We start from the raw sequence: 20,706 nt of genomic DNA, 5'->3' as shown, positions 1-20,706 counted from the left end.
TAGCGGGCAGCAGTGAGCCAAAGCTGTAGCAAGGGATCCCCTCCTCAGGGTTTCTCAGATGGGAGGCGCCGTCATCAAAACCTGCAATGACAGCCCTAGGCACTTGTTTATATTTAATTGGGATCCAGGCGATTGGCCACCACCGAGACAAAAATCATCGGCAGACCCACCAACAGACAAAGGCTCCATTGTTCCCAAGACAGCGGTGCCGTATCGAAGATGATGTTGAACAGGCCCCACTGGCTGAACAGGATTTGTAACAGAATCGCCCCCCCAATACCGATGGCGATGGCTGCCGTATCCATCAAACGTTCATGGCGCTCCAGTTGGCTGGCGCGCCCCCGGCCCAACAGAGTTGGAATTGCCTGGCTCAGGCTGAGCAAATAGAAGATTCGCCCCATCACCAAGGCTTGAATGGCCATCGTACGGGCGAGATCGATATTGCCGGTGGTTTGTTCGATGTACTCGAAGATACCGAAAATCAGGATCCAGTTAAACACCGAGACCAAGAGAATCCGTTGCAACAGCCTGGGGGAGAGCAAATTGGCCTTCGGATCCCGGGGCGGGCGGAGCATTTCGCGGCCTGTATTCGGTTCGAAGGACAGGGGCACCGTCATGGTGATGGAGTTGATCATGTTCAGCCACAACACCTGAATCGCCAAAATCGGCAGCTCGCGGCCCAAGAGCACACTGAGCAGGATCGTCATGGATTCCCCCCCATTCACCGGCAGGATGAAAGCGATGGCTTTGAGAAGGTTGTTGTAGACGGTACGCCCCTCCTCCACGGCTGCTTCGATGGAGGCAAAATTGTCATCCGTCAAGATCATGTCGGCTGCGGCTTTGGCCACTTCGGTGCCGCCCCGCCCCATGGCAATGCCCACATCCGCTTGTTTGAGGGCGGGCGCATCGTTAACCCCATCTCCGGTCATGGCCACGATTTGCCCCCGCGACTGCAACGCCTCCACTAGGCGCAGTTTTTGCTCAGGGATCACCCGCGCAAAGACGGATCCCTGATTGGCCGCATCGACAAACTCTTCTGGGCTGAACTGCTCTAGGTCCCGTCCACTGTAAGCTTGTATCGCCTGCCCTGCCCCCAGGCCCATCTGTTCGGCAATCGCTTGGGCAGTGAGAACATGGTCACCGGTGATCATCTTCACTTGGATCCCGGCAGACTGACAGGAACGAACGGCTGCGATAGCTTCTTGCCGGGGCGGATCGATCATCCCTTGCAACCCGAGAAAGGTGAGGCCAGATTCGATATCTGCATGTTCGAGTTTCTCCTGGCTGCTGGGAACAACCTTCTGGGCAAAGGCCAGAACCCGCAATCCCTGTCGAGCCAAATGATCCGCCTGTTGCCAGATCCGCTCCCCTTCAATGGGCCGGAGTTCCCTCTGTGCATCTAGCTCTGTTTGGCAGCGACTGAGCAGGGCTTCAAGGGATCCCTTCACATAAATACAGTGCTCATCTGGCCCAAGTCGATTCAGGCTGGCCATGTATTGAAACTCGGACTCGAAGGGGATGCTGTCGAGGCGGGGATAGCGACGGTGCAGTTCCTCCACTTCCATGTTCACCTTTTGCCCCACCACGATCAGGGCCGCTTCAGTGGGATCCCCTACTACCTCTAGTTGGCCGTTATCCTTGAGTTTCAGTCGTGTATCGTTACAGAGGGATCCCGCCAACAGACAGGTTTTCAACGCGGGCAGAGCCTGTGGATCTACTGGAGCGGCGGCCTCGCTATCGGCAGGGGAGCGGAGAATCTGGCCCTGCGGACTGTAGCCTGTGCCGGTTACCCGAAACCGCTCACCCCCGGCGTAGATGGCCTGTACGGTCATTTGGTTTTCCGTCAGGGTGCCAGTTTTGTCAGAGCAGATCACCGTTGCACTACCTAGGGTTTCCACCGCCGGTAGTTTGCGAATGATGGCATGTCGTTGTGCCATCCGCGAGACCCCGATCGCCAGAGTCACAGTCACCACAGCAGGCAAGCCTTCGGGAATGGCACTCACTGCCAAGGCCACCGCCGCCTCAAACATCGCCACTGCACCTTGCCCCTGCACCAGCCCAACCGCAAAGGTGACTGCAGCTAGGGTGAGGATGATCCTGAGCAGCATCAGGCTGAATTGCTCGAACTTGCGTGTCAGAGGGGTTTCCAGGGATCCTCCCTTTTCGATCAACCCCGAGATACGACCCGTCTGGGTCTCGTTGCCAATGGCCACCACCAAGCCCGTACCCTGACCAAAGGTGACAAAGCTACCGGCATAGGCCATGTTCTGTCGATCAGCAAGGGGGGTATCTTCCGGCAGGGATCCCGTCTGCTTTTCTACCGGTACCGATTCGCCGGTGAGGGCGGATTCATCCACCTGTAGATTGCGCACGCTCAACAGGCGCAGGTCTGCAGGCACTTTATCCCCCGAGGCCAACAGCACGATATCCCCCGGCACCAGCTCCCGCGAGGGTATTTTCAGCTTTTGCCCTCCCCGCATCACGGTGGCTTCGGTGGTGACCGACTGGGCCAGAGCGGAGATGGCCTCTTCTGCTTTGGCCTCTTGGATGTAGCCGATGATGGCGTTGATCAGCACCACCGCCCAAATGACGATGGCGTTGCGCCAGGATCCCAGAAAGGCTTTGATCGTGCCCGCCACCATCAGGATGTAGAGCAGCGACTGGTTGAACTGCAACAGAAAGCGCATCCAGGCAGGAGTAGCCGCCTTGGCCTTCAGCTCGTTGGGGCCGTATTGCTCCTGTCGCTCCGCCACCAGGGATAGGGGTAAGCCCGTTTCCGCAAGCAGGGAGGAGGATCCCGATGTGCCGACGACTTGCTGAATCACTTCCTGTTCCGGCAAAGCGTGCCATTGGGTAGAAGGCAAGGTGATGGGGGCCGAGCTTGGCATAGGGCTGTCTCCAGTCCGACACAGTAGGAATCCAGGCACAGTCAGGGCCTTGGCGCTGCTGTACGCCTCGTACAGTCAGCCTAGCGGATGATACAAACTGTTGGAGTCAAACTGCTAACATTGGGGCGTAATCCATCCGATAAGTTCAGCCAAAAAGGAGGTGATCATGCCTGTCCAGAAAGGATCCCAGCCGCATCTTCTGTATTCGATGGGATAGCCAATTTCTATTAAAGACAGGCATTCATTTTTTGCAGCACTGCCCGATCCAACAGCAACAGAGCTGAGCGCAACCCTCCAGCGTAGCCCCAGAAGAACCCGACGGGTAAATGCCCTTTGGGCGCCTGAAGGTGGTTTTTTAACTCGCCATACCCCAGCCAGTAGCCCTGTACCCACCACCCTACTTTTTCCGCCATCTGTTCTTCGCGGGGCCGGGAGCTGGGGAATACCCCGCTGTTGTCTAGCCCCTGCCACAGTTGTTTTTGCACACTGAAGCCGAAGTGTCCCAGACTAGACTGCATCCAAAACTGATCGATCAGCCGCAGCATCCGGCAGGGAAAAGCCTGAATGTCTTCGAGGGTAAAGTAGCCCGTCTGGGAGCGCCCGCTTAATTTCAACATCAGGGCCGTTGTCCAGCGATCTGCCTCTCCCCATTGCCCGGCTTGCAGACGATCCCATAACCCTTGAAAAGCAGGAGCCGCTTCTCCAACCCATTCTTGCCAGGGGGGAGTGACCGGGTGCACCATCGGACGGGATCCGATTGGGCCAAAGTCTGGCCCCATCTGCACCTCTGGGAACACAAGGGATCCAGGATCAGAGTCCCTAGAGACCCTTTTCACCGTAGGAGGGGTGGGCGAGGCAACGATGCGTTCTAGCTCCTCAGCAGAATGCTCTCTCAACAACTGTTCCAACTCATCTTCCACCAGGATCTGCTGCAGTTCCTCGAGATCACGGGTGTGGATCCCGATCCCAGGTTGGGGCTGACCCTTATCCTCTGCTCCCACGTTTATCCTTATTGCATTTGTCCTTATTGCATTGACAGAGGTGTCTTCAGGGATCCCTTCAGAAGTCTCTTCTCCGAGCAGTTGCAGCCATTCCGCTATCGTTTGTGGGCGTTCCTCCCATTTCAAAGCCATCCCCTGCACAATCGCTTGGCTCACCCTGTCGGGAATATGGGGGTTCAGCCGTTGGGGCGGATCCAGCTCTCGGCCTGTGGCTCGTACTGGGGCACACAGGGGCACCATCCCGGTCAGCATTGTGTAGAGGGTGGCCGCTAGGGCATAAACATCGATAAACGCCCCTCGACGCCGCCAGGTGTCATACTGCTCCAGGGGGGCATAGCCATCGGTACCATAAGAGGTGTGCCGCTGTAGGGTGCCCTGAGAAAAGCCGCGGGCCAAACCAAAGTCGATCAACACCGCCTGTTTGGACTCAGACCGCACCATAATGTTGGCCGGTTTTACATCCCGATGCAGGATCCCTTGCTCGTGGAGGGTGCTCAGGGCGGATCCCACTTCTTGGGTAAAGCGCAAGGCTTCGGGCAAGGGCAGTGGCCCCGTTTGACGTAGAAGCTGATGCAGGGTTTGGCCGCGAATAAACTCCATGACAATGCACCAGCACTCTCCCTCGCAGATTACCTCCTCGACTTTGACCACATGCGGGTGATGGCAACGAGCCAATTGCAAGGCTTCGTTGACAAAATTCTGCTGAAAGCGCGGATACTCAGGATCCCGGGCAATGCTGTCGTTGAGCGCCTTGATCACCACCTGATCAGCCCGGAAGCTATCCCAGGCACAGTAGGTGATGCCAAAACCCCCCTCCCCCAAAATTGACTCGATGCGATAGCGCCCCTCTTGGAGCTTTTCCCCGACTGCCCAAGCCATGCTCAATCCCCGCTCCTGGGGCTATTGTGTCACAGGGGTTAGAGAAAACTCAGTACACCGACGGCACATAGAACTGTTCGTTGCGGGGTGGGCGCTGATAATGCTCCCCTTCCTTGCGGGGGGGCAGCTCCACCGCCTCAGGGATCAGATCTTCGTAGGGGATCTTGCTGAGAATGTGGTGAATGCAGTTAAGGCGAGCGCGGCGTTTGTCGTCGGCTTCCACCGTAAACCAGGGGGCCTCTGGAATATTGGTGTGGGCCAGCATGGTGTCTTTGGCCTGGGAATATTCCACCCAACGGTTACGGGACTCGATATCCATGGGGCTGAGTTTCCAGCGCTTGAGGGGATCCTTCACCCGTTTTTGGAAGCGCCGTTCTTGTTCCTCATCGCTGACGGAAAACCAGTATTTCAACAAAATAATATCGGAGCGCACCAGCATTCGCTCAAACTCGGGGCAGGAGCGCATGAACTCCTGATACTCCTCTTCAGTGCAAAAGCCCATCACCTTCTCAACCCCAGCCCGGTTATACCAACTGCGGTCGAAAATGACGATCTCCCCGGCAGCAGGTAAATGGGCTACATAACGCTGAAAGTACCACTGGGTTTGCTCCCGATCCGACGGTACCCCCAAGGCCACCACCCGACAGCCGCGTGGATTGAGGGGTTGGGTCAATGTCGTGATCATGCCCCCCTTGCCAGCGGCATCTCGCCCCTCGAAGATAATCACCACCTTTAAGCCTTTGTGCTTCACCCAATATTGCAGCTTCACCAACTCCACTTTCAAAGGAAACAACTCCCGCTCGTAATCCTTTTGCGAGAGTTTACGGCGCTTGGGATCAGGCTGCCCCGTGAAAAAAGTGGATCTAGGGATCCCGGCGGTTTTAAGCCGCTTCTTTTTGCCCTTGGCCATCGGTTTTGCTTCAGGGGTAGAGGCTAGGGGAATCGGTTGGGGATCCGGCTCAGGGGTCACGTGGCTACTCCGACTAACTCATGGGCAAGCACTAACTCCATAAAGCCAGATCTCACTCGAGATCCGGCCTCAGCTCAACAAAGTGACAAAAAAGTAACAAAGAAAGGGCTCCGACTCCCGATCAACCTTAAGAATCTGCAGGCAGTACCCCGGTTCTGACTTCAAAGTTTTGCTCCTGTCCGTCCCGGAGCACCTGCACATTGAGGGCATTGCCCACACCGGTCGCCTCTACCATCTGCTGAACCTGTTCAGCATCGCGGATGGGCTGACCGTTGATCTGGGTGATCACATCTCCCTCCCGCAGTCCGATTTGCTCGGCTGGGGATCCAGGGATGACCTGCCCAATCAAAACTCCCTCTTGCACGGTTAGGGTCGTGGGGCGCTCGGGATCCCGGTTGAGGCGCTCCACAATTTCCGGGTTGAGGGTAATCATACGAATGCCCAAGAAGGCGTGATCAACGCGGCCATTGTGGATGAGCTGCTCAGCGATTTCCATGGCCCGGTTGATGGGAATGGAGAAGCCGACACTTTGGGCCCGTTGGAAAATGGCCGTATTCACCCCGATCACACGCCCCTCCGCATCCAAGAGTGGGCCACCGGAGTTGCCGGGGTTAATCGCCGCATCCGTTTGCAGGAAAGCCACCCGCTTGTTGGCGGCCCCAATTTGCCCGGAAGAGCGTCCGACGGCGCTGATGATCCCGGCTGTCACGGTGTTATCCAGGCCGAGCGGGTTGCCGATGGCGATAGCCCAATCCCCTGGTCGCACTTGGTCGGAGTCTCCTAGCGTCACAGTGGGCAGATCCTCACCCTTGATTTTGATCACCGCCACATCGGTGACGGGATCCGAACCCTTCACTTCCCCCTCAAAGGTGCGCCCATCCAGCAAATGCACCGTCACCCGCTCGCTGCCATCCACCACATGAGCATTGGTAAGGATCAGGCCACTGGCATCGATGATGAACCCGGATCCCGTTCCTTCCCGCTGAAACTCCTGCGGCAGTTGCGGCATCTGATCCCCGAAGAAACGGCGGAACAGGGGTTGGTTAAACAATTCAGGGTTGGCCACTCTCGACACCGTGCGGGTGGCATCAATACGCACCACTGCTGGCCCCACCTCTTCGGCAACCACCGCAATAAAATTGGAAGGCCGGACAACATCGGCAGATCCAGAACGAGATTCAGGCTGGGGCAGACGGGATTGCACCTCCTCTGTGGCCCGTTGCGTCCAGGTGCTCACGGGACTCTGTTCCAGCCATTCTTGCCCCGCTCGAGACGATAGCCAGACCCCACCTGCGACGCCTCCACCGAACAAAACCATCGCCAGAAGTGTGTGTCGTAGAATCCGCACCATGATTCCTCCCAAAGCTGTGCAACATCGACAAGAAAGCTGATGGCTGTGACAAAGTAGCGTGCATCGATTCTGTGTCAGACAGCCCGATTCACGCCTGATGCTCCACCTGATCTGAATCTGATATTTCTGATAGTTCAGTTTAGTAGGGCCACGTGTGATCAACTTAGCAAATCTTGAAGACGACGGCAGTGCTCGAAAGGCCCAAAATGATCGGGAATAAGGGCAATTTCCCCAACGCCTCACAGCCAAGCAGTCGGGATCCCTGGCCAATTCATCGCGCCTGGATGCAGTTGGCTCTTGAGGAGGCCGCACGGGCGGGAGAAGCAGGAGACATTCCGGTGGCAGCTTTGGTGGTCGGCCCTGGAGAACGGTTGCTAGCCTTGAGCGGCAATCGGCGGGAACGGGATCGGGATCCCACCGCTCATGCGGAAATCTTGGCTTTGCGGCAAGCGGGACAACAACTGGGAGATTGGCAACTGTTGGGCTGTCGGCTGTACGTGACTCTCGAACCCTGTCCGATGTGTGCCGGGGCGATCAGCCAATCTCGACTGGCTCAGGTGATCTACGGTGCGGATGACCCTAAGGCCGGCGCGTTGCGTAGTGTGCTGAATTTGCCTGCATCCGACGCGAGCTTCCATTGCCCAGAGGTGATCGGCGGGGTTTGTGAGGCAGAGTGTCGGCAACTGCTGCAACAGTGGTTCCTGCGGCTGCGGGGGATCCCCCCCCATCCCTAGAGAATTGTCGGGTTGGGGTCGTGCATCTGGGAGATGTTTTTGATACTGTCATAACGAGCTCGGCTGCTCCTGGTTCAGGATCTGGTTGAGATCGTGAGGGGAGTTGCTCCTTACAATGGCATCCCCTAGATGTGGAGTTGGCCGTCGCCGTTCAGTTGTTCACTGTTGGCTGAACCATTAACTTCTGGTTATGCCTGCCCGCAGGTAGGCGGATCGTTGCTCGTTTTGAGGATCCTGTGTGTGCCTGTTGCCTTCTTTCCCTCTCCTTCCTCTTCCTTTCGATCCCATCCTCAATCCGCTTGGTTTAAGGGTATTGCCCTGCTGATTTGGGCCTGGCTCTGTCTGACCTTCCCCGTACAGGCGCGCGTGCTGCTGCGGGTGGGGATCGCAGTCAACAAACCGCAAGTCACTCTTGGTAGCTCTACAGGGGCGCGGCTGTTGAATGCCCAGGGACAACCTCTGGCAGAGGTGCAGGCCATGCAACCGTTGCGGGCTAGCCGTTCGGGGGCCGGGATAAGCCTAGCCGGCCAGCAGGGACAACGCCTTTTTCTGCAGCCCACCTCCCCGGATGGGCTGGTGTTTATCAACCAGAATTGGTATCGCGGCTTGGTGGAGTTGATCCCGGGCGAGAGCGGGTTGATCGCCATCAATCAAGTGGGACTAGATGACTATGTCTCCAGTGTGGTGGGTAGCGAAATGGGACATCGTTTCCCTCTTGAGGCCCTCAAGGCCCAAGCGGTAGCCTCCCGTACTTATGCTCTCTACCACCGCGGTCGCCGTTCTAACCAACCTTTTGATCTGGGGGATAGCGTCGATTGGCAGGTGTACAAAGGGGTGGCCGCCGAATCCAGCCGTACCCAAGCGGCTGCCCGCGAGACTGCCGGACAGGTTCTCACCCATCAAGGGCAGTTGATCAACGCCGTTTTCCACTCCTCTGCGGGGGGGCATACGGATGATGCGGGCAACGTGTGGCTAGAGTCGTTGCCCTATTTGCAGGGGGTGCCGGATTTCGACCAAAACTCGCCCGTGTTTAGCTGGACGGCCACCATTCCCGCCCAGCAAATCCAGCAGTTGGCCTCTGGGATTGGGGTGATTCGCTCGGTCGAGGTGTTGCGCAGCTCCCCCTGGGGACGGGCGATGATGTTGCGCTTGACGGGATCCCAGGGCAGCAAAGACCTGAATGCGGGGGAATTTCGTCGGCTCTTGGGGTTGCGCAGCACGATGATCGCCATTAGCCCGCGCGGGGCTGCGACGACCACCGCCAGCTTGACTCCCATGACGGGATCCCCACCGGCATTTTTCGAGATTCAGGGGCGCGGCTACGGACATGGGGTGGGCATGAGCCAGTGGGGCGCTGCTGGCATGGCGGGCCAAAACTATTCCTATCAGCAGATCCTCAGCCATTACTACCGCAATACGGGCCTGGCATTGGTGGAGGGGCGTTAGAACCAGGCCAGGGATCCCAGGGCAAGCTATTGGAAAGGGAGATTCTAATGGCCTATTTGGTAGCAAAAGCGGCAGCATTCTTTAGAGTTTTGTGGAAAGCAAGACTTTTACTGCCTCTGGAGTTGATTCCTGAGAGTCTGTTGCGATTCTATAGATTTTGTTAGCTCCAATGGCAGATTGTCTTTGGATGTTCCGGCATTTTTGATTTCATCGTTGGCTAGACTGCCTATGGGAACTAAGTTTCGAGCACTTCCCGTTGCAGTGGCAAGACCGAGGGATCCCGAGAAAATCCGGCTTGGATCCCTTGGGGATCTTGTAGAGATCTTGAATTCTCCTGTCGAAATCCTCAGAATTGACCCAATAATTGAAACACGTTTACCAGGATCGCTCTCTCCTTCTTTTTCGAGCCTAAACTTTATCCCCAGGTATCTGTACTATGTCCATCGCCACCTTAGCCCCTGCCTTTCCTGAGCGTTGTCCCGTACTCCCAGAGGCTCTCACGCCCTTGTGCGAGATCGCCCGCAACTATTGGTGGACTTGGAACCCGGATCACCTCACCATTTTCCGGGAAATGGATCCCGCCTTGTGGGAGAAAACCTCCCATAATCCCGTGCGCATGCTGGAGGAAGTCTCCTATCTGCGCCTGGCCGCCTTGGCTACGGATGTGAACTATCTAGCCACTCTGCAACGGATGGTGAAGTCCTATCGCGTCTACATTGCCGCTGAGGACACCTGGGCTAAGCGCACCATGAAAAGCTATGACTGGCAGCGCCCGATTGCCTACTTCTGTGCCGAGTACGGTTTGCACGAGTCTTTGCCCACCTACTCCGGTGGTTTGGGCATGTTGGCTGCCGACCACCTCAAGTCTGCCTCTGATTTGGGGGTGCCGATGGTGGCGATTGGCTTGCTCTATCGGCAGGGCTACTTTCAACAGCGCCTCGACAACAGCGGCTGGCAAGGGGAACTCTACGAAGATTCTGAATTTGACTTGCTGCCTCTCACCTTGGTACGCCGTCAGGATGGCAGCCCTCTGTTGGTGGAAGTGGCGATGCGGCAGCGAGTGGTGAAGGCGCGTACCTGGCGGGTAGATGTGGGTCGGGTACCCCTCTTCCTTCTCGATACCGATATTCCAGAAAATGACCCGGTCGATCGATGGATTACCGGCCACCTCTACGGCGGTAGTACCGATACCCGCATCGCGCAGGAGTGCATTCTTGGCATTGGAGGTGTACGTCTGCTGCGCCAGTTGGGCTTGGATCCCTCGGTCTACCACATGAATGAGGGGCATGCCGCGTTCCTAACGCTGGAGCTGTTGCGGGAAGAAGTTTCCCGCGGTATGCCCTTTTTGGCAGCAGAGCCGAAGATTCGGGAGAAGTGTCTGTTCACCACCCATACGCCTGTGCCGGCAGGTCACGATGCTTTTGGTCCCAATGAGATGGATACTTTCTTCGCCTCCTTCTGGCCGCAACTGGGTCTGACACGGGAGCAATTCTTGGCCTTGGGAGCTCGTCGCACCGGGGATCCCTGGGAGCGCTTTAATATGACGGTGCTGGCTTTGCGGTATGCCCGGGCAGCCAACGGGGTGAGCAAGCTACACGGACGGGTTTCCCGGGAAATGTGGCATGTGCTCTATCCGGAGCGGTCTGTGGAGGAGGTGCCGATCGGCTCCATTACCAATGGTGTTCACGCTCGTACCTGGATCTCACCCTTGTTCTGGAATCTCTACAACCAGTATTTGGGGCCCGATTGGCCAGAGCGGATGTCGGATCCCGAGGTATGGGCGCAGGTTAAGGAGATTCCCGATGAAGAATTATGGCGTTGCAAGGCGGCTCTGCGGGAGCGTTTGGTGTCTTTTGCTCGCCACCGGGTGTTGCGAGCTCGGCGCAATCGTGGGGAAGCCAATGAGCGCATTCAAGCTGTAGGCCACCTTTTGGATCCCAAGATCCTGACGATTGGGTTTGCCCGTCGCTTCAGCACCTACAAGCGGGGCGACCTGATCCTGCGGGATTTGGAGCGGATTACCCGCATCTTCACCAATAAGGACTATCCCGTTCAGATCATCTTTGCCGGTAAGGCTCACCCACGGGATGAAGGGGGGAAACGCCTGATTCAACGGGTGGTGGAGTGGTCCAACCAACCTGAAGTGGCAGATCGCATCGCCTTTATCGAAAATTACGATGCCTATGTCGGTCGTAACTTGGTGCAGGGGGTGGATGTGTGGCTGAACAACCCGCGTCGTCCTCTAGAGGCCTCCGGCACCTCCGGTCAGAAGGTGGGCTTCAGCGGTGGTTTGAATTTGTCGGTTTTGGATGGCTGGTGGCCTGAAGGCTACAACGGTCATAACGGCTGGGCGATTGGCCAAGAAATCGACGGCATTGATCCGGCAGCCCAAGATGATTTGGATGCCAACTCTCTCTACGATCTGCTGGAATATGAGGTGATTCCCATGTTCTACGACCGTGATGAACAGGGGATCCCGCGTCGCTGGGTGGCTCGCATGAAGGAGGCGATTCGCACCCTCAACCCTGTCTTTAACACCGACCGAATGGTGGCGGAGTACGTGCTGAAGATGTATGAGCCAGAGCACATGCCTGCTGAGGTTCAGCCCACCTTGTCTGGCTCTGCGGTGGCAGGTTAAGGGTTTCGGATTCTTAGAAGCTGAAATCCACTCCAAACATAAAAAGGCCCATCTAAAACCAGATGGGCCTTTCATTTTTTTTATTACTGTGCAGATGATCCAATCAGGGATCCCGCTCTCAACAGGGGATCCCTGACGAGGGCTAGGCCTTGACATTCACGGCCATCGGAATGGTCAACGGCTCTGGCTCCTCCTGTGGCGGCAACATCACCACCTCAGAGCTGTCGATAATCGCCTGCAACTCTTCCCCATCGATCGTTTCAGTTTCCACCAAGCGGTGGGCGATGCGATCCAAGAGGGCACGGTTTTCTGTCAGCAGGCGGGTAGCCCGCTCATAGGCTTCATCCACCAGTCGCCGCACCTCTTCATCAATGATGGCCGCGGTTTCTTCCGAAAAATCCCGCTCGGTAGCGATATCTCGACCCAAGAAGATGTTGCTGGACTGCCGACCCAAAGCGACATTTCCCAGGCGATCGCTCATGCCAAAGCGGGTCACCATGTTGCGGGCAATCCGAGCCACCTGTTGCAGGTCGCTGGCAGCACCGGTGGTGATCTCAGACTCGCCGTAGATCACCTCTTCCGCTACACGGCCCCCCAAGGCGACGGTCATCATGTTTTTCAGATGGGCACGGGTGGTGAGTCCCATATCGTCATCGCTAGGCATAAACCAGGTAAGGCCACCGGCTTGCCCACGGGGGATGATCGTCACTTTTTGGATCGGATCGTAGTTGGGCAAAAGGGATCCCACCAGAGCATGACCCGACTCATGGTAGGCCACCAGTTCCTTGCGCCGCTCGCTCATCAGGCGATCTTTCTTCTCAGGGCCGGCCAGCACCCGATCCACCGCATCGTTGATCTCATCCATGGAGATCTCGGTGAGGTTACGGCGGGCCGCCAGAATGGCTGCTTCGTTCAGAAGGTTAGCCAAATCCGCCCCAGTAAACCCAGGGGTACGGCGGGCCAATTTCTCCAGATCCACATCAGCAGAGAGGGTTTTGCCGCGAGCATGCACCTTGAGGATCTCGGAACGCCCTTGGAAGTCGGGGCGATCCACCGTCACCTGGCGATCGAAACGGCCCGGTCGCAACAGCGCTGCATCCAAAACATCCGGTCGGTTGGTGGCCGCGATCACGATAATGCCGGAGTTGCCCTCGAAGCCATCCATTTCTGTGAGCAACTGGTTCAGGGTTTGTTCCCGTTCGTCATTGCCACCTCCCAATCCGGCCCCCCGTTGGCGACCAACCGCATCAATTTCATCGATGAAGACGATACAAGGGGCATTTTGCTTGGCTTGCTCGAACAGATCCCGCACCCGTGAGGCACCGACACCGACAAACATTTCCACAAACTCGGAGCCGGAAATGGAGAAAAAGGGCACCCCCGCCTCTCCGGCCACAGCACGGGCCAACAGGGTTTTACCAGTACCTGGCGGGCCGACCAACAAGACCCCCCGCGGGATCTTGGCCCCCAAAGCGGTGAAACGCTCAGAATTCTTTAGGAAATCCACCACCTCAGCCAGCTCCAACTTGGCCTGCTCAATGCCGGCCACATCATTGAAGGTGATCTGAGTTTTGGGTTCCATCTGTACCCGCGCTTTCGACTTGCCGAAGTTGAGCGCTTGGTTACCGGGGCCACTCTGGGCACGGCGCAGCAGAAAGAACAAGCCGAGCAGCAGCAAAACAGGCAGGAAGAAGGTGCTGAGGATGCGTCCGAGTAGGCCATCCTCTTGGACGGGGCGCACCGACAATTCCACCCCTTGGGCAACTAGGGCGCTCTCAAACTCGGGGGTGAGGGGGGGCAAATTCACCTGAACCTGAGTGGCACGGTTGTTCACCTCCGCCTCGGCAATGGCGATTTGACGACCATCGGGGGCAGTTTCCACCAAAACTTTGCTGACCTCGCCCCGTTCGACGCGGCTAATCAGGTCGGAGTAGCTGATCTCTTGGCGTTCAGCTGGGCGGGTACCGAAAAAGGTCGTGGCCAACGAAATCAGCACGATGGCCAGCAACGCATACAACCCCGCACTTCTCCATTTCTTGTTTTTACCTTTCTGACTCACGGAAGCGTTTCCTCCCAAAGGGTGTTTCTTATCGAACTCGCAGATGACAATCTGGGGTCGAGTGGGTTCTAGCAACAACAGACTATTAATTAATATTAACCTGGCTGAGAGACTAGCTGAAAATCCGCCAAATCTCTCAATCCAGGTACTTGGCTGGAGGGATAGGATCAAATCGATACCGCCTCTTGGGACCTAGCCCATCTGCCTGCCAATCTGGCCTCTCCTTTTCATCTTGGGGATATTTCATGCTGACTCAACTGCGCGAACTGAGCATCGCCGCCGATGGACGCTACCTCAGGGATGAGGAGATGCAGTTCATGGAGACCTACTTGGCCTCGTTTGATCTGCGCCTGAGCGCCTATCACAAGATTCAGAATGCAGAAGCCCAAATCATCCGAGATGTGGAGATGAAAATGCGCGCTCTGGATCCCTACTTGCTCATGCGCGGGGTGGAAGACTTTAGCAACAAGTGGAAAGCTGATACAGTAAGGGTCTTACGCCTTTCGGCGCTGGCTATGCTACTGGATGATGAGCAACGCTACAAAGAGCGATTTCTCTACTGGTTTCAAACCTTGATGCGGGCCTTCCGAACCCAACGCAGTTGCGAGGCAACCTATCGCTTTCTACAAGAGGTGGTGGCGAACTATCTAACCCGCGACGAATTGAACCTACTCAAGCCCATCCTAGAAACAAATCGCACGTTGCTAGGCCTGAACTAGGCCGCTGTCTCTGAGGGAGCGATGGACTCGATCACCTCTAGCTCATCTGCCTGTAGATGGGCTCGAAACTTGCCGCTAAACTGCACTTGAAAGGGGAAATTGGCGCTGATTGGGCGGCCATTCCAATCTCGGATCACTGCCTTCAGCTCCCCTTCCATTCCTTTAATATCAAAGGGTTGATTGCGATATTCCGGGTGGTGATAGACGATCACGCTGGTACGAACCCGCACCCGATCTCCAATGTTCATGGTTTTGCCCTCCCAAAAAGGCGGCCCACCGCAGGAACCGACCTGACCTACTCTAGCTCAATTTCTAAGGAAGAATGCGAGGTGTGGAGAAGTGTGTGGGGATCGACACAGTAGTTTGCATTTCTGGAGAATCCGCCTCTTCTGACCCCTTCGCCATCAGCGCATCTGTTGAATACCCCCATAGGGACAACCACCCCCAAGGGATCCCCTGTGGAACCTCAGACAAAAATCGATCGTCTCTGTATCTCTGGACACATTTTCCAGGGAACTTTCGTTTAACGAGGAAGAGTGGATGATCGATTTGCTGACCAGCGCTTTGATTGCTCTATTGCCACCGGTGCCCGGAGAGCCAGAACAGATGGTGGTGAGCCACTACGGCCAACTGCCCCCCGGACAAAGCTGGAATCGACTTAAGGATGGCAGCCTCTTTCGACCGGAACAAGACTTCGTTGCCGCCCACCGCACCTTACCCATTGGCACACGCTTGCTCTTGACCAATCCTGAGCAACCCGAGCAGAAGGTGGTGGTGGATGTTTTGGATCGCGGCCCTTTTATTCGGGGTCGGGATCTGGATATTTCCACCGTCGCAGCCCGCAAGCTGGGAATTTATGAGCAAGGAGTGGCTCAGGTAGAAGTGCGTCTTTTGCCTGCAGAAGAACCACCCCTCTCTGGTATTTTGATGAGTTTAAACTAAGTATAAGTACAGCCCTTTGGTGGATTTTCTACAACAAGGCTTACATCCCTGACAAATTGTAGGCCAGCGCTCCTGGATGACCTGAGATGATCCGATGCGGGGTAACCAACAAAAGGGCTGTAACTACGGGAATCCGGATTGAGTTTCCACAGCACTTCTTCACCAAGTTCATGAAGATTTGCCGGAGTGGCTCTCTCTAGACATTTCTTCTCGGCGTCTGTCGCCGATGCCGCAGTCTCCACAGCATTCTGGCCGTTTGAAGTCGTCCCAATGGATACAGGCCCGGCAGCCCTTCAGCATTTCTGGCCAGCGTTCCCGAATCAACAGTTGCCGCAATCTGACTTCCTGTGACTCCCGAAACTGGTATTGGGATCGATCCATAACTATGAGGTTTCGCAGCTCTCTGTATCTGGTATAAGAGCAAATTTAGGTATGTAATCGAGAAACATTGGTATAGCTTAAGATTTCTGCTGCCTGTCAGTTTTTTCGACTGGCTTGAGATAGTCCAATCCCATCCCTTCGATATCCCTTTGGAAAAGTTTGCCAAACAATGTAAACACAACCACATAAAACTTAGTTCATTTTTCCCCGCTCAAAACGAAGGTGGGATCCAGCGCCACGAGCATTTGTGCCCGCCCACGGTGTTCCAGCCGATTGACCGCCGATTGAATCACCTCTACGTGATGAGCCCGCACAGCGGCTAACCCGGCAGAAAGGCCGTAGAGTCCATCCAAAGAATGGGTAGTAGCTACAATCCGCCCTTCTGGACTGAGGTATTGCCAGCAAGACTCCAGGATCTCTTGTAAAGGGTAACCTCCCTCAATACAGATGCGATCTGGTGGCGGAGAAAGCTGCTGCAGACAGTCTGGGGCTATTCCTTGAATTACCTGGATGTTGCTCAGACCAAATTTTTCACAATTGCCCTCGATCAGGCTGACAACCTCCGCATCTCGCTCAACGGCGATCACTTGAGCTTTTGGGCATAGGACGGCTGCTTCAATGGCGATGGTACCTGTACCGGCGCCGATATCCCACAAACAGTGGTTTTCTCCCAACCGCAACTGGCTCAGCACCAATACGCGCACCTCTCTGGGGCTCATGGGGATCCCGGGAATACGTTCGAAGGCGGAGTCAGGGATCCCTGGGGTGCGGTACGGCCAGGGGAACGGGGTTGACATGGTGAAGTACCTATCTGTCGAGGTTCTGTTCTGTCCCTCAGCATAAAGCCGATGCTCTACTGACCCGGACCGAGGGGTCTGATAGAATTGTTGAACACTGCGGGCGTAGTTCAGTGGTAGAACGCTAGCTTCCCAAGCTGGATGTCGTGAGTTCGAGTCTCATCGCCCGCTTCCTTGCATCAAGAATGTCAAAAATGTCGTGGCATCCTCTGTTGGTCAAACGGATTGAGGTAGCCTTAGGGGAAATTTCGCATCGGAGAATTGACCATGACTGGGATCCACACCCTGATGACAGGCTTGGGGCTCATCCTGAGTTGGTCACGAGCCTACTGTGGCTGGGTGTGTGGGGCTTTGGTTCCGGCCTGCCTGTTGATCACGCTGCAGGTATTGGTGTTCACGGCGTTGGAGTGGCCCCAGTGGCAACGGAGAACCGTGGCTGGAGTGAGCCTGGTGTGGGTAGGTCTGTTAGAAGTGCATGTATGGAGCTGGTTTTGGGTGGGGGTGGTGCGGATCCCAACTTTTGTGCTGATCGGTTTGGGGCTACTCTGTGTGCTGTGGGTCGGTTGGGCCATGGCGTTTCCTGGGCCGCTGCAACATCTTGGACAGCGGGCAAAACGAGGGCAGATGAGCAGGAGCAGAAGCCGTCCGTCAATGGGTGGGTCGCACGATAGCGAAGCAGGAGGTGTAGCCGTGTAGAAAGGTCGTTCCCCCCACCGGGCCAATCTCGCCATTACAGAAAAAGCCCCCCAGCGGTAGATCCCCCACTAATTCCCGAAATTGTTGCGAATCGAAGTGGGGTGTGCCGTAAAGCCCCTGACCTCGCCCCAGGCAGGCAAACATCAATGCCCCACAGGGATCCGGTCTAGGCTCTGGAGGCTGTTCTGCTTGATAGCGGCTTAAGGCCCAGCGCAAATCCTCCGATGACGTCTGGGCATCCCGCAGATGAAATTGCACCGTTTGGCCAGGGCGCACTCGATCTCCGATTGCCATCGCCCCTATCCGCGGGTCGATCCCCAAAATCACCCGTATCAAAAAATCACCTGGGGTGGGATCCAGTTTGAATTCATTCATCAGCAAGCCGATGAAGAGGGAGTGACGGGCCAACTGTTGGTCGGCAGGGCTAAGCCGTTCCGCCAACTCCTGCAGCAAAGGTAACGGGGCACGCCCTTCCAGCCCAAGAATCACGTTCCCTTCTGCCTCGGTTACCCGCAAGGGATCCCCAATCGGGCGGCACCCCTGGGCTACCACCGCCTCTAGTACCACGTTGCCGTAGAGGGCCAACCCTACTGTTCCCTCCCGATGCATTTCCTGCCGCGGGGTCGGGGTACGGGCATCCCGCAAAAACAGCGCGTTGCTGTTGGGGCTACGACCGCCACTGGCCAATCCGCCCACCTTGACCGCACCAGGATAGGCAAAGTCCAAGCCCTGCAACAGTTCTGAAACCCCGGAGGAAAATCCATCCGCTAGGAGCAGGAAATTCGGTCTTGTTTGCGGAGATACTCCGATCAAATCCGTCCAGGCAGAAGGGGCCGCATCCAAATCCGGCAGTTGACTGCCCCGCACATGGAAAGGGTGCACTATCCCATCCGGTAACACCGCCAACGACAAAGACAGGGCCGGGCCGTCTTCGATTTCCTGGACTCCACCGACAATGCCCCCCCCCGAACACCCGATCAACACCTCAACATCCAGAAGATCCGACAGCAGCGGTAACACGCGGATATATTCGCTAGCAAAGGCCGCCGACACAAATAGGATCCCAAGGCTAGGGCGCGGCGTTTGAGAGGGCACATACCCCGTCAGCACCCCAGGCAAATTGCCGGATCCCACCGTTTGCACTTGTCGCGTTAGGGCGCTTTTGAGTTGGGCTGCCTGAAGCTTTGCTTTGGCCTCTTCCACCACTTGCCGCAGAGCCGCTTCTAGGGAGGGGAGCTGGGAGAGTGCGTTCACCCACTGCATCGGCGTGTTCCTACGGTATGGAGATTACTGCCTTTAGGCTAACAATTTATCACCGGACTGGCTGAGCTTAGGGTAGATAAGGACGTGGATCCACAGGGGCACCTCCGCCGGGGCGCACTTCGAAGTGCAGGTGAGGGCCGGTACTCCAGCCGGTGCTACCTCGGCTCATGATCGTTTGTCCCTGCTGCACGTACTGGCCATTGGACACGTAAATCTGATGCCCGTGGGCGTAGCGGGTGACTAACCCGTTGGGATGGCGAATATCCACCCGGTTGCCATAGCCATCGCCGCCATTACCAGCAAAAATCACAGTTCCCTCCATCACCGCCACAATCGGGGATCCCACAGGGCCAGGGATATCCACCCCAGCATGGAGACGCCCCCGACGGTAGCCAAAACCAGAGGTAATTTGCCCAGAAACCGGCCAGACAAAACCGCTGCTGCTGCGGGCTTGAGGAGGAGCTGCTGGTACCGGTTGGGCCTGGGGTTGAGGCTGAGCTGGTGGAGCCGGCGCTTGGGTGGGCTGCGTACCTGGTGCCGGAATCGCCAGACGCTGGCCAATGCGCAGCCAATGAGGATTGCGCAGGTTGTTGGCCTGAATAATGGAGCGTTGGGTTACCCCATAGCGGGCGGCAATGCGCTCAATCGTGTCGCCGGAGCCGACGGTGTGGGTTAGGGATCCACTGGCCAAGAGGGCGGCTTGGGTCTGACGTTCTTGTTCGGCTTGCCGTTGAGCTTCTTCCGCCAGACGTTGCTGTTCGGCTTCCTGGCGAGCTTGTTCCTCTGCTCGGCGCAGGGCCTCCTCTTCTTGGCGGCGGCGTTCTTCCTCCTCCCGAGCCTTCTGAGCCGCAATCATCTCCTTTTGCCGGTTGATCAACTGGCTGACATCGCCGGGAATGAGCAAGCGTTGACCAATGCGCAAGTATTCAGGTCGATTAAGGGGGGTGGCGGCGATGATCTGTTGCTGCGAAACCTGATAGCGATTGGCCACATCCTCAAGGGTATCTCCCTGCTTGACGGTATAGACCAATCCCGGCTGACTGGGGATCCACAGGGTTTGACCAGGCTCCAACGGGGTATTGGCCTGAATGCCATTGGACACTGTGATCGCAGCAGCGTCCAGCTGATACATCTGGGTCAGTTGCCACAGGGTTTCCCCAGGCTGAACCTCGTGCTCCAGAATGCCCTTAGGCCCTTCGCCGGTGGGAATGGCTCCTTCTTGGAAAGCTTCCCGTAGCTGTGCTTTTTTGAGGTCGTAGTTTTGCTGCAAAGCCCCAGATAGGGTATGCACCGAGGGCGGGATCCGCTCTATTACCGGAGGAAGAGGGGTCAAGGGCTGGCGATTCAGTTGTCGCTGCTGCAGCGTGGCGGCTCCTGCCAAACCCAGCATGAGCAAAAGCCCATTGGCCCAAACGGGATAGGTACGCCGAAGCGAAGCGTTCGATTTATTCGATTTATCAGAGGTTCCCTGGGCCAGCTCGGACAGAGGATCTGGAATCGCCTGCTGGGGATCCCGCACTAAGGTTTCCAAAGACTCCGCGGAGGGATCCAACTCCAACTTGAGCAGCCATACCAGTCCGGTTAAACCAAGGGATAGAGCAAACCCTGCCAGTCTTGGCTTTGGCAACATGGGAGGGGAAGCCGCAACCCATTCCAAACGGGAACCTTCAGCATCCTGGGGAGCTTCGGAAACAGACGGATCCTGAGAGATCTCCGGATCCTGAGCAGTCAATGAGCCTTCGGAAGGGATCCCAACAGGTAGGGCTGGGCTGGAAAAGGTGCTCACGGCGGCACCGGCGGAGTCCAGTTCCCCATTCCGGGGATTCGAGAGGGTGGGTCTCAAGGGCGTCCTCACACAAACAGACTGACACTAGAGCGCAAGAGAAGAGGTGAAAATAAGAGCAGCAACCTATTAGTGCCAAGCACTGCCAAGGTCGCCAGG

16 protein-coding genes and 1 tRNA gene are annotated in these 20,706 nt (G+C 56.6%); 7 read left to right on the top strand and 10 right to left on the bottom strand.

Annotation, left to right across the window (positions count from 1 at the left end):
- Nucleotides 1-113: 113 nt before the first annotated feature.
- The 4 genes from L1047_RS14350 to L1047_RS14335 form a co-directional block, all read right to left on the bottom strand.
- Nucleotides 114-2,888 carry a cation-translocating P-type ATPase gene (locus L1047_RS14350; protein ID WP_235279634.1) on the bottom strand — a complete coding sequence of 925 codons (2,775 nt, stop codon included), beginning with the start codon at nt 2,886-2,888 and terminating at the stop codon, nt 114-116.
- Between the two features lie 227 nt (nt 2,889-3,115).
- On the bottom strand, nt 3,116-4,768 hold the full coding sequence (locus tag L1047_RS14345; protein ID WP_235279633.1) for a serine/threonine-protein kinase: 1,653 nt from the start codon (nt 4,766-4,768) through the stop codon (nt 3,116-3,118).
- A 49-nt stretch (nt 4,769-4,817) separates the two neighbouring features.
- The gene (gene ppk2 / locus L1047_RS14340; protein WP_235279632.1) at nt 4,818-5,738 is read right to left on the bottom strand and encodes a polyphosphate kinase 2; all 921 of its coding nucleotides are present in this window, start codon (nt 5,736-5,738) and stop codon (nt 4,818-4,820) included.
- A 127-nt stretch (nt 5,739-5,865) separates the two neighbouring features.
- Nucleotides 5,866-7,089, bottom strand: a complete 1,224-nt coding sequence (locus L1047_RS14335; RefSeq protein WP_235279631.1) for an HhoA/HhoB/HtrA family serine endopeptidase — start codon at nt 7,087-7,089, stop codon at nt 5,866-5,868.
- Between the two features lie 206 nt (nt 7,090-7,295).
- On the opposite strand from L1047_RS14335, the gene L1047_RS14330 reads away from it, so the two are divergent.
- The 3 genes from L1047_RS14330 (at nt 7,296) to glgP (ending at nt 11,907) form a co-directional block, all read left to right on the top strand.
- Nucleotides 7,296-7,823 (top strand): nucleoside deaminase, encoded by a 528-nt coding sequence (locus L1047_RS14330; RefSeq protein ID WP_443081721.1) that lies wholly within the window; start codon nt 7,296-7,298, stop codon nt 7,821-7,823.
- 240 nt (nt 7,824-8,063) lie between these two features.
- Nucleotides 8,064-9,269 carry a SpoIID/LytB domain-containing protein gene (locus tag L1047_RS14325; protein ID WP_235279630.1) on the top strand — a complete coding sequence of 402 codons (1,206 nt, stop codon included), beginning with the start codon at nt 8,064-8,066 and terminating at the stop codon, nt 9,267-9,269.
- A 436-nt stretch (nt 9,270-9,705) separates the two neighbouring features.
- Nucleotides 9,706-11,907 carry an alpha-glucan family phosphorylase gene (glgP, locus tag L1047_RS14320; protein WP_235279629.1) on the top strand — a complete coding sequence of 734 codons (2,202 nt, stop codon included), beginning with the start codon at nt 9,706-9,708 and terminating at the stop codon, nt 11,905-11,907.
- Nucleotides 11,908-12,049: 142 nt separating this feature from the next.
- Here glgP and ftsH read toward each other — a convergent pair whose 3' ends face one another.
- On the bottom strand, nt 12,050-13,966 hold the full coding sequence (ftsH, locus tag L1047_RS14315) for an ATP-dependent zinc metalloprotease FtsH (RefSeq protein ID WP_235279628.1): 1,917 nt from the start codon (nt 13,964-13,966) through the stop codon (nt 12,050-12,052).
- 245 nt (nt 13,967-14,211) lie between these two features.
- Between ftsH and L1047_RS14310 the strand changes: the two genes are divergently transcribed.
- On the top strand, nt 14,212-14,685 hold the full coding sequence (locus L1047_RS14310; protein ID WP_235279627.1) for a phycobilisome protein: 474 nt from the start codon (nt 14,212-14,214) through the stop codon (nt 14,683-14,685).
- Here the strand turns inward: L1047_RS14310 and L1047_RS14305 are convergent.
- The gene (locus L1047_RS14305) at nt 14,682-14,933 is read right to left on the bottom strand and encodes a ferredoxin-thioredoxin reductase variable chain (RefSeq protein ID WP_235279626.1); all 252 of its coding nucleotides are present in this window, start codon (nt 14,931-14,933) and stop codon (nt 14,682-14,684) included. The genes L1047_RS14310 and L1047_RS14305 overlap by 4 nt on opposite strands.
- 292 nt (nt 14,934-15,225) lie before the next feature.
- Here L1047_RS14305 and L1047_RS14300 point away from each other — a divergent pair, with 292 nt between their 5' ends.
- A complete protein-coding gene (locus L1047_RS14300; protein WP_235279625.1) occupies nt 15,226-15,627 on the top strand; it encodes a septal ring lytic transglycosylase RlpA family protein in 402 nt (133 codons plus the stop codon).
- A gap of 168 nt (nt 15,628-15,795) precedes the next feature.
- Here L1047_RS14300 and L1047_RS14295 read toward each other — a convergent pair whose 3' ends face one another.
- Complete coding sequence (locus tag L1047_RS14295) at nt 15,796-16,008, bottom strand: hypothetical protein (protein ID WP_235279624.1); 213 nt, start codon at nt 16,006-16,008, stop codon at nt 15,796-15,798.
- 197 nt (nt 16,009-16,205) lie between these two features.
- Complete coding sequence (gene cbiT, locus L1047_RS14290) at nt 16,206-16,805, bottom strand: precorrin-6Y C5,15-methyltransferase subunit CbiT (RefSeq protein ID WP_235279623.1); 600 nt, start codon at nt 16,803-16,805, stop codon at nt 16,206-16,208.
- A gap of 99 nt (nt 16,806-16,904) precedes the next feature.
- Here cbiT and L1047_RS14285 point away from each other — a divergent pair.
- Together L1047_RS14285 and L1047_RS14280 are read left to right on the top strand one after the other, a co-directional pair.
- A tRNA-Gly gene (locus L1047_RS14285) sits at nt 16,905-16,976 on the top strand.
- A gap of 96 nt (nt 16,977-17,072) precedes the next feature.
- A complete protein-coding gene (locus L1047_RS14280; protein WP_235279622.1) occupies nt 17,073-17,501 on the top strand; it encodes a hypothetical protein in 429 nt (142 codons plus the stop codon).
- Here L1047_RS14280 and L1047_RS14275 read toward each other — a convergent pair.
- Together L1047_RS14275 and L1047_RS14270 are read right to left on the bottom strand one after the other, a co-directional pair.
- Nucleotides 17,454-18,764, bottom strand: coding sequence for an FIST signal transduction protein (locus tag L1047_RS14275; protein WP_235279621.1), 1,311 nt, complete (start codon nt 18,762-18,764; stop codon nt 17,454-17,456). The two genes, L1047_RS14280 and L1047_RS14275, sit on opposite strands and share 48 nt — an antisense overlap.
- A gap of 67 nt (nt 18,765-18,831) precedes the next feature.
- Nucleotides 18,832-20,607 (bottom strand): LysM peptidoglycan-binding domain-containing protein, encoded by a 1,776-nt coding sequence (locus tag L1047_RS14270; RefSeq protein WP_235279620.1) that lies wholly within the window; start codon nt 20,605-20,607, stop codon nt 18,832-18,834.
- Between the last annotated feature and the right edge of the window lie 99 nt (nt 20,608-20,706).

Origin of the sequence: Synechococcus sp. Nb3U1, from assembly GCF_021533835.1 — a bacterium.
Taxonomy (GTDB): domain Bacteria; phylum Cyanobacteriota; class Cyanobacteriia; order Thermostichales; family Thermostichaceae; genus Thermostichus.
This window is presented reverse-complemented; position numbering and strand designations above follow the sequence as displayed.

What these genes read in the sequence shown, in the direction of transcription:
- L1047_RS14275 (WP_235279621.1), bottom strand. Translation starts at nt 18,764, where the DNA reads ATGCAGTGGGTGAACGCACTCTCCCAGCTCCCCTCCCTAGAAGCGGCT.
- L1047_RS14350 (WP_235279634.1), bottom strand. Translation starts at nt 2,888, where the DNA reads ATGCCAAGCTCGGCCCCCATCACCTTGCCTTCTACCCAATGGCACGCT.
- cbiT (WP_235279623.1), bottom strand. Translation starts at nt 16,805, where the DNA reads ATGTCAACCCCGTTCCCCTGGCCGTACCGCACCCCAGGGATCCCTGAC.
- L1047_RS14305 (WP_235279626.1), bottom strand. Translation starts at nt 14,933, where the DNA reads ATGAACATTGGAGATCGGGTGCGGGTTCGTACCAGCGTGATCGTCTAT.
- L1047_RS14300 (WP_235279625.1), top strand. Translation starts at nt 15,226, where the DNA reads ATGATCGATTTGCTGACCAGCGCTTTGATTGCTCTATTGCCACCGGTG.
- L1047_RS14295 (WP_235279624.1), bottom strand. Translation starts at nt 16,008, where the DNA reads ATGGATCGATCCCAATACCAGTTTCGGGAGTCACAGGAAGTCAGATTG.
- L1047_RS14310 (WP_235279627.1), top strand. Translation starts at nt 14,212, where the DNA reads ATGCTGACTCAACTGCGCGAACTGAGCATCGCCGCCGATGGACGCTAC.
- L1047_RS14335 (WP_235279631.1), bottom strand. Translation starts at nt 7,089, where the DNA reads ATGGTGCGGATTCTACGACACACACTTCTGGCGATGGTTTTGTTCGGT.
- L1047_RS14280 (WP_235279622.1), top strand. Translation starts at nt 17,073, where the DNA reads ATGACTGGGATCCACACCCTGATGACAGGCTTGGGGCTCATCCTGAGT.
- L1047_RS14330 (WP_443081721.1), top strand. Translation starts at nt 7,296, where the DNA reads ATGATCGGGAATAAGGGCAATTTCCCCAACGCCTCACAGCCAAGCAGT.
- L1047_RS14345 (WP_235279633.1), bottom strand. Translation starts at nt 4,768, where the DNA reads ATGGCTTGGGCAGTCGGGGAAAAGCTCCAAGAGGGGCGCTATCGCATC.
- glgP (WP_235279629.1), top strand. Translation starts at nt 9,706, where the DNA reads ATGTCCATCGCCACCTTAGCCCCTGCCTTTCCTGAGCGTTGTCCCGTA.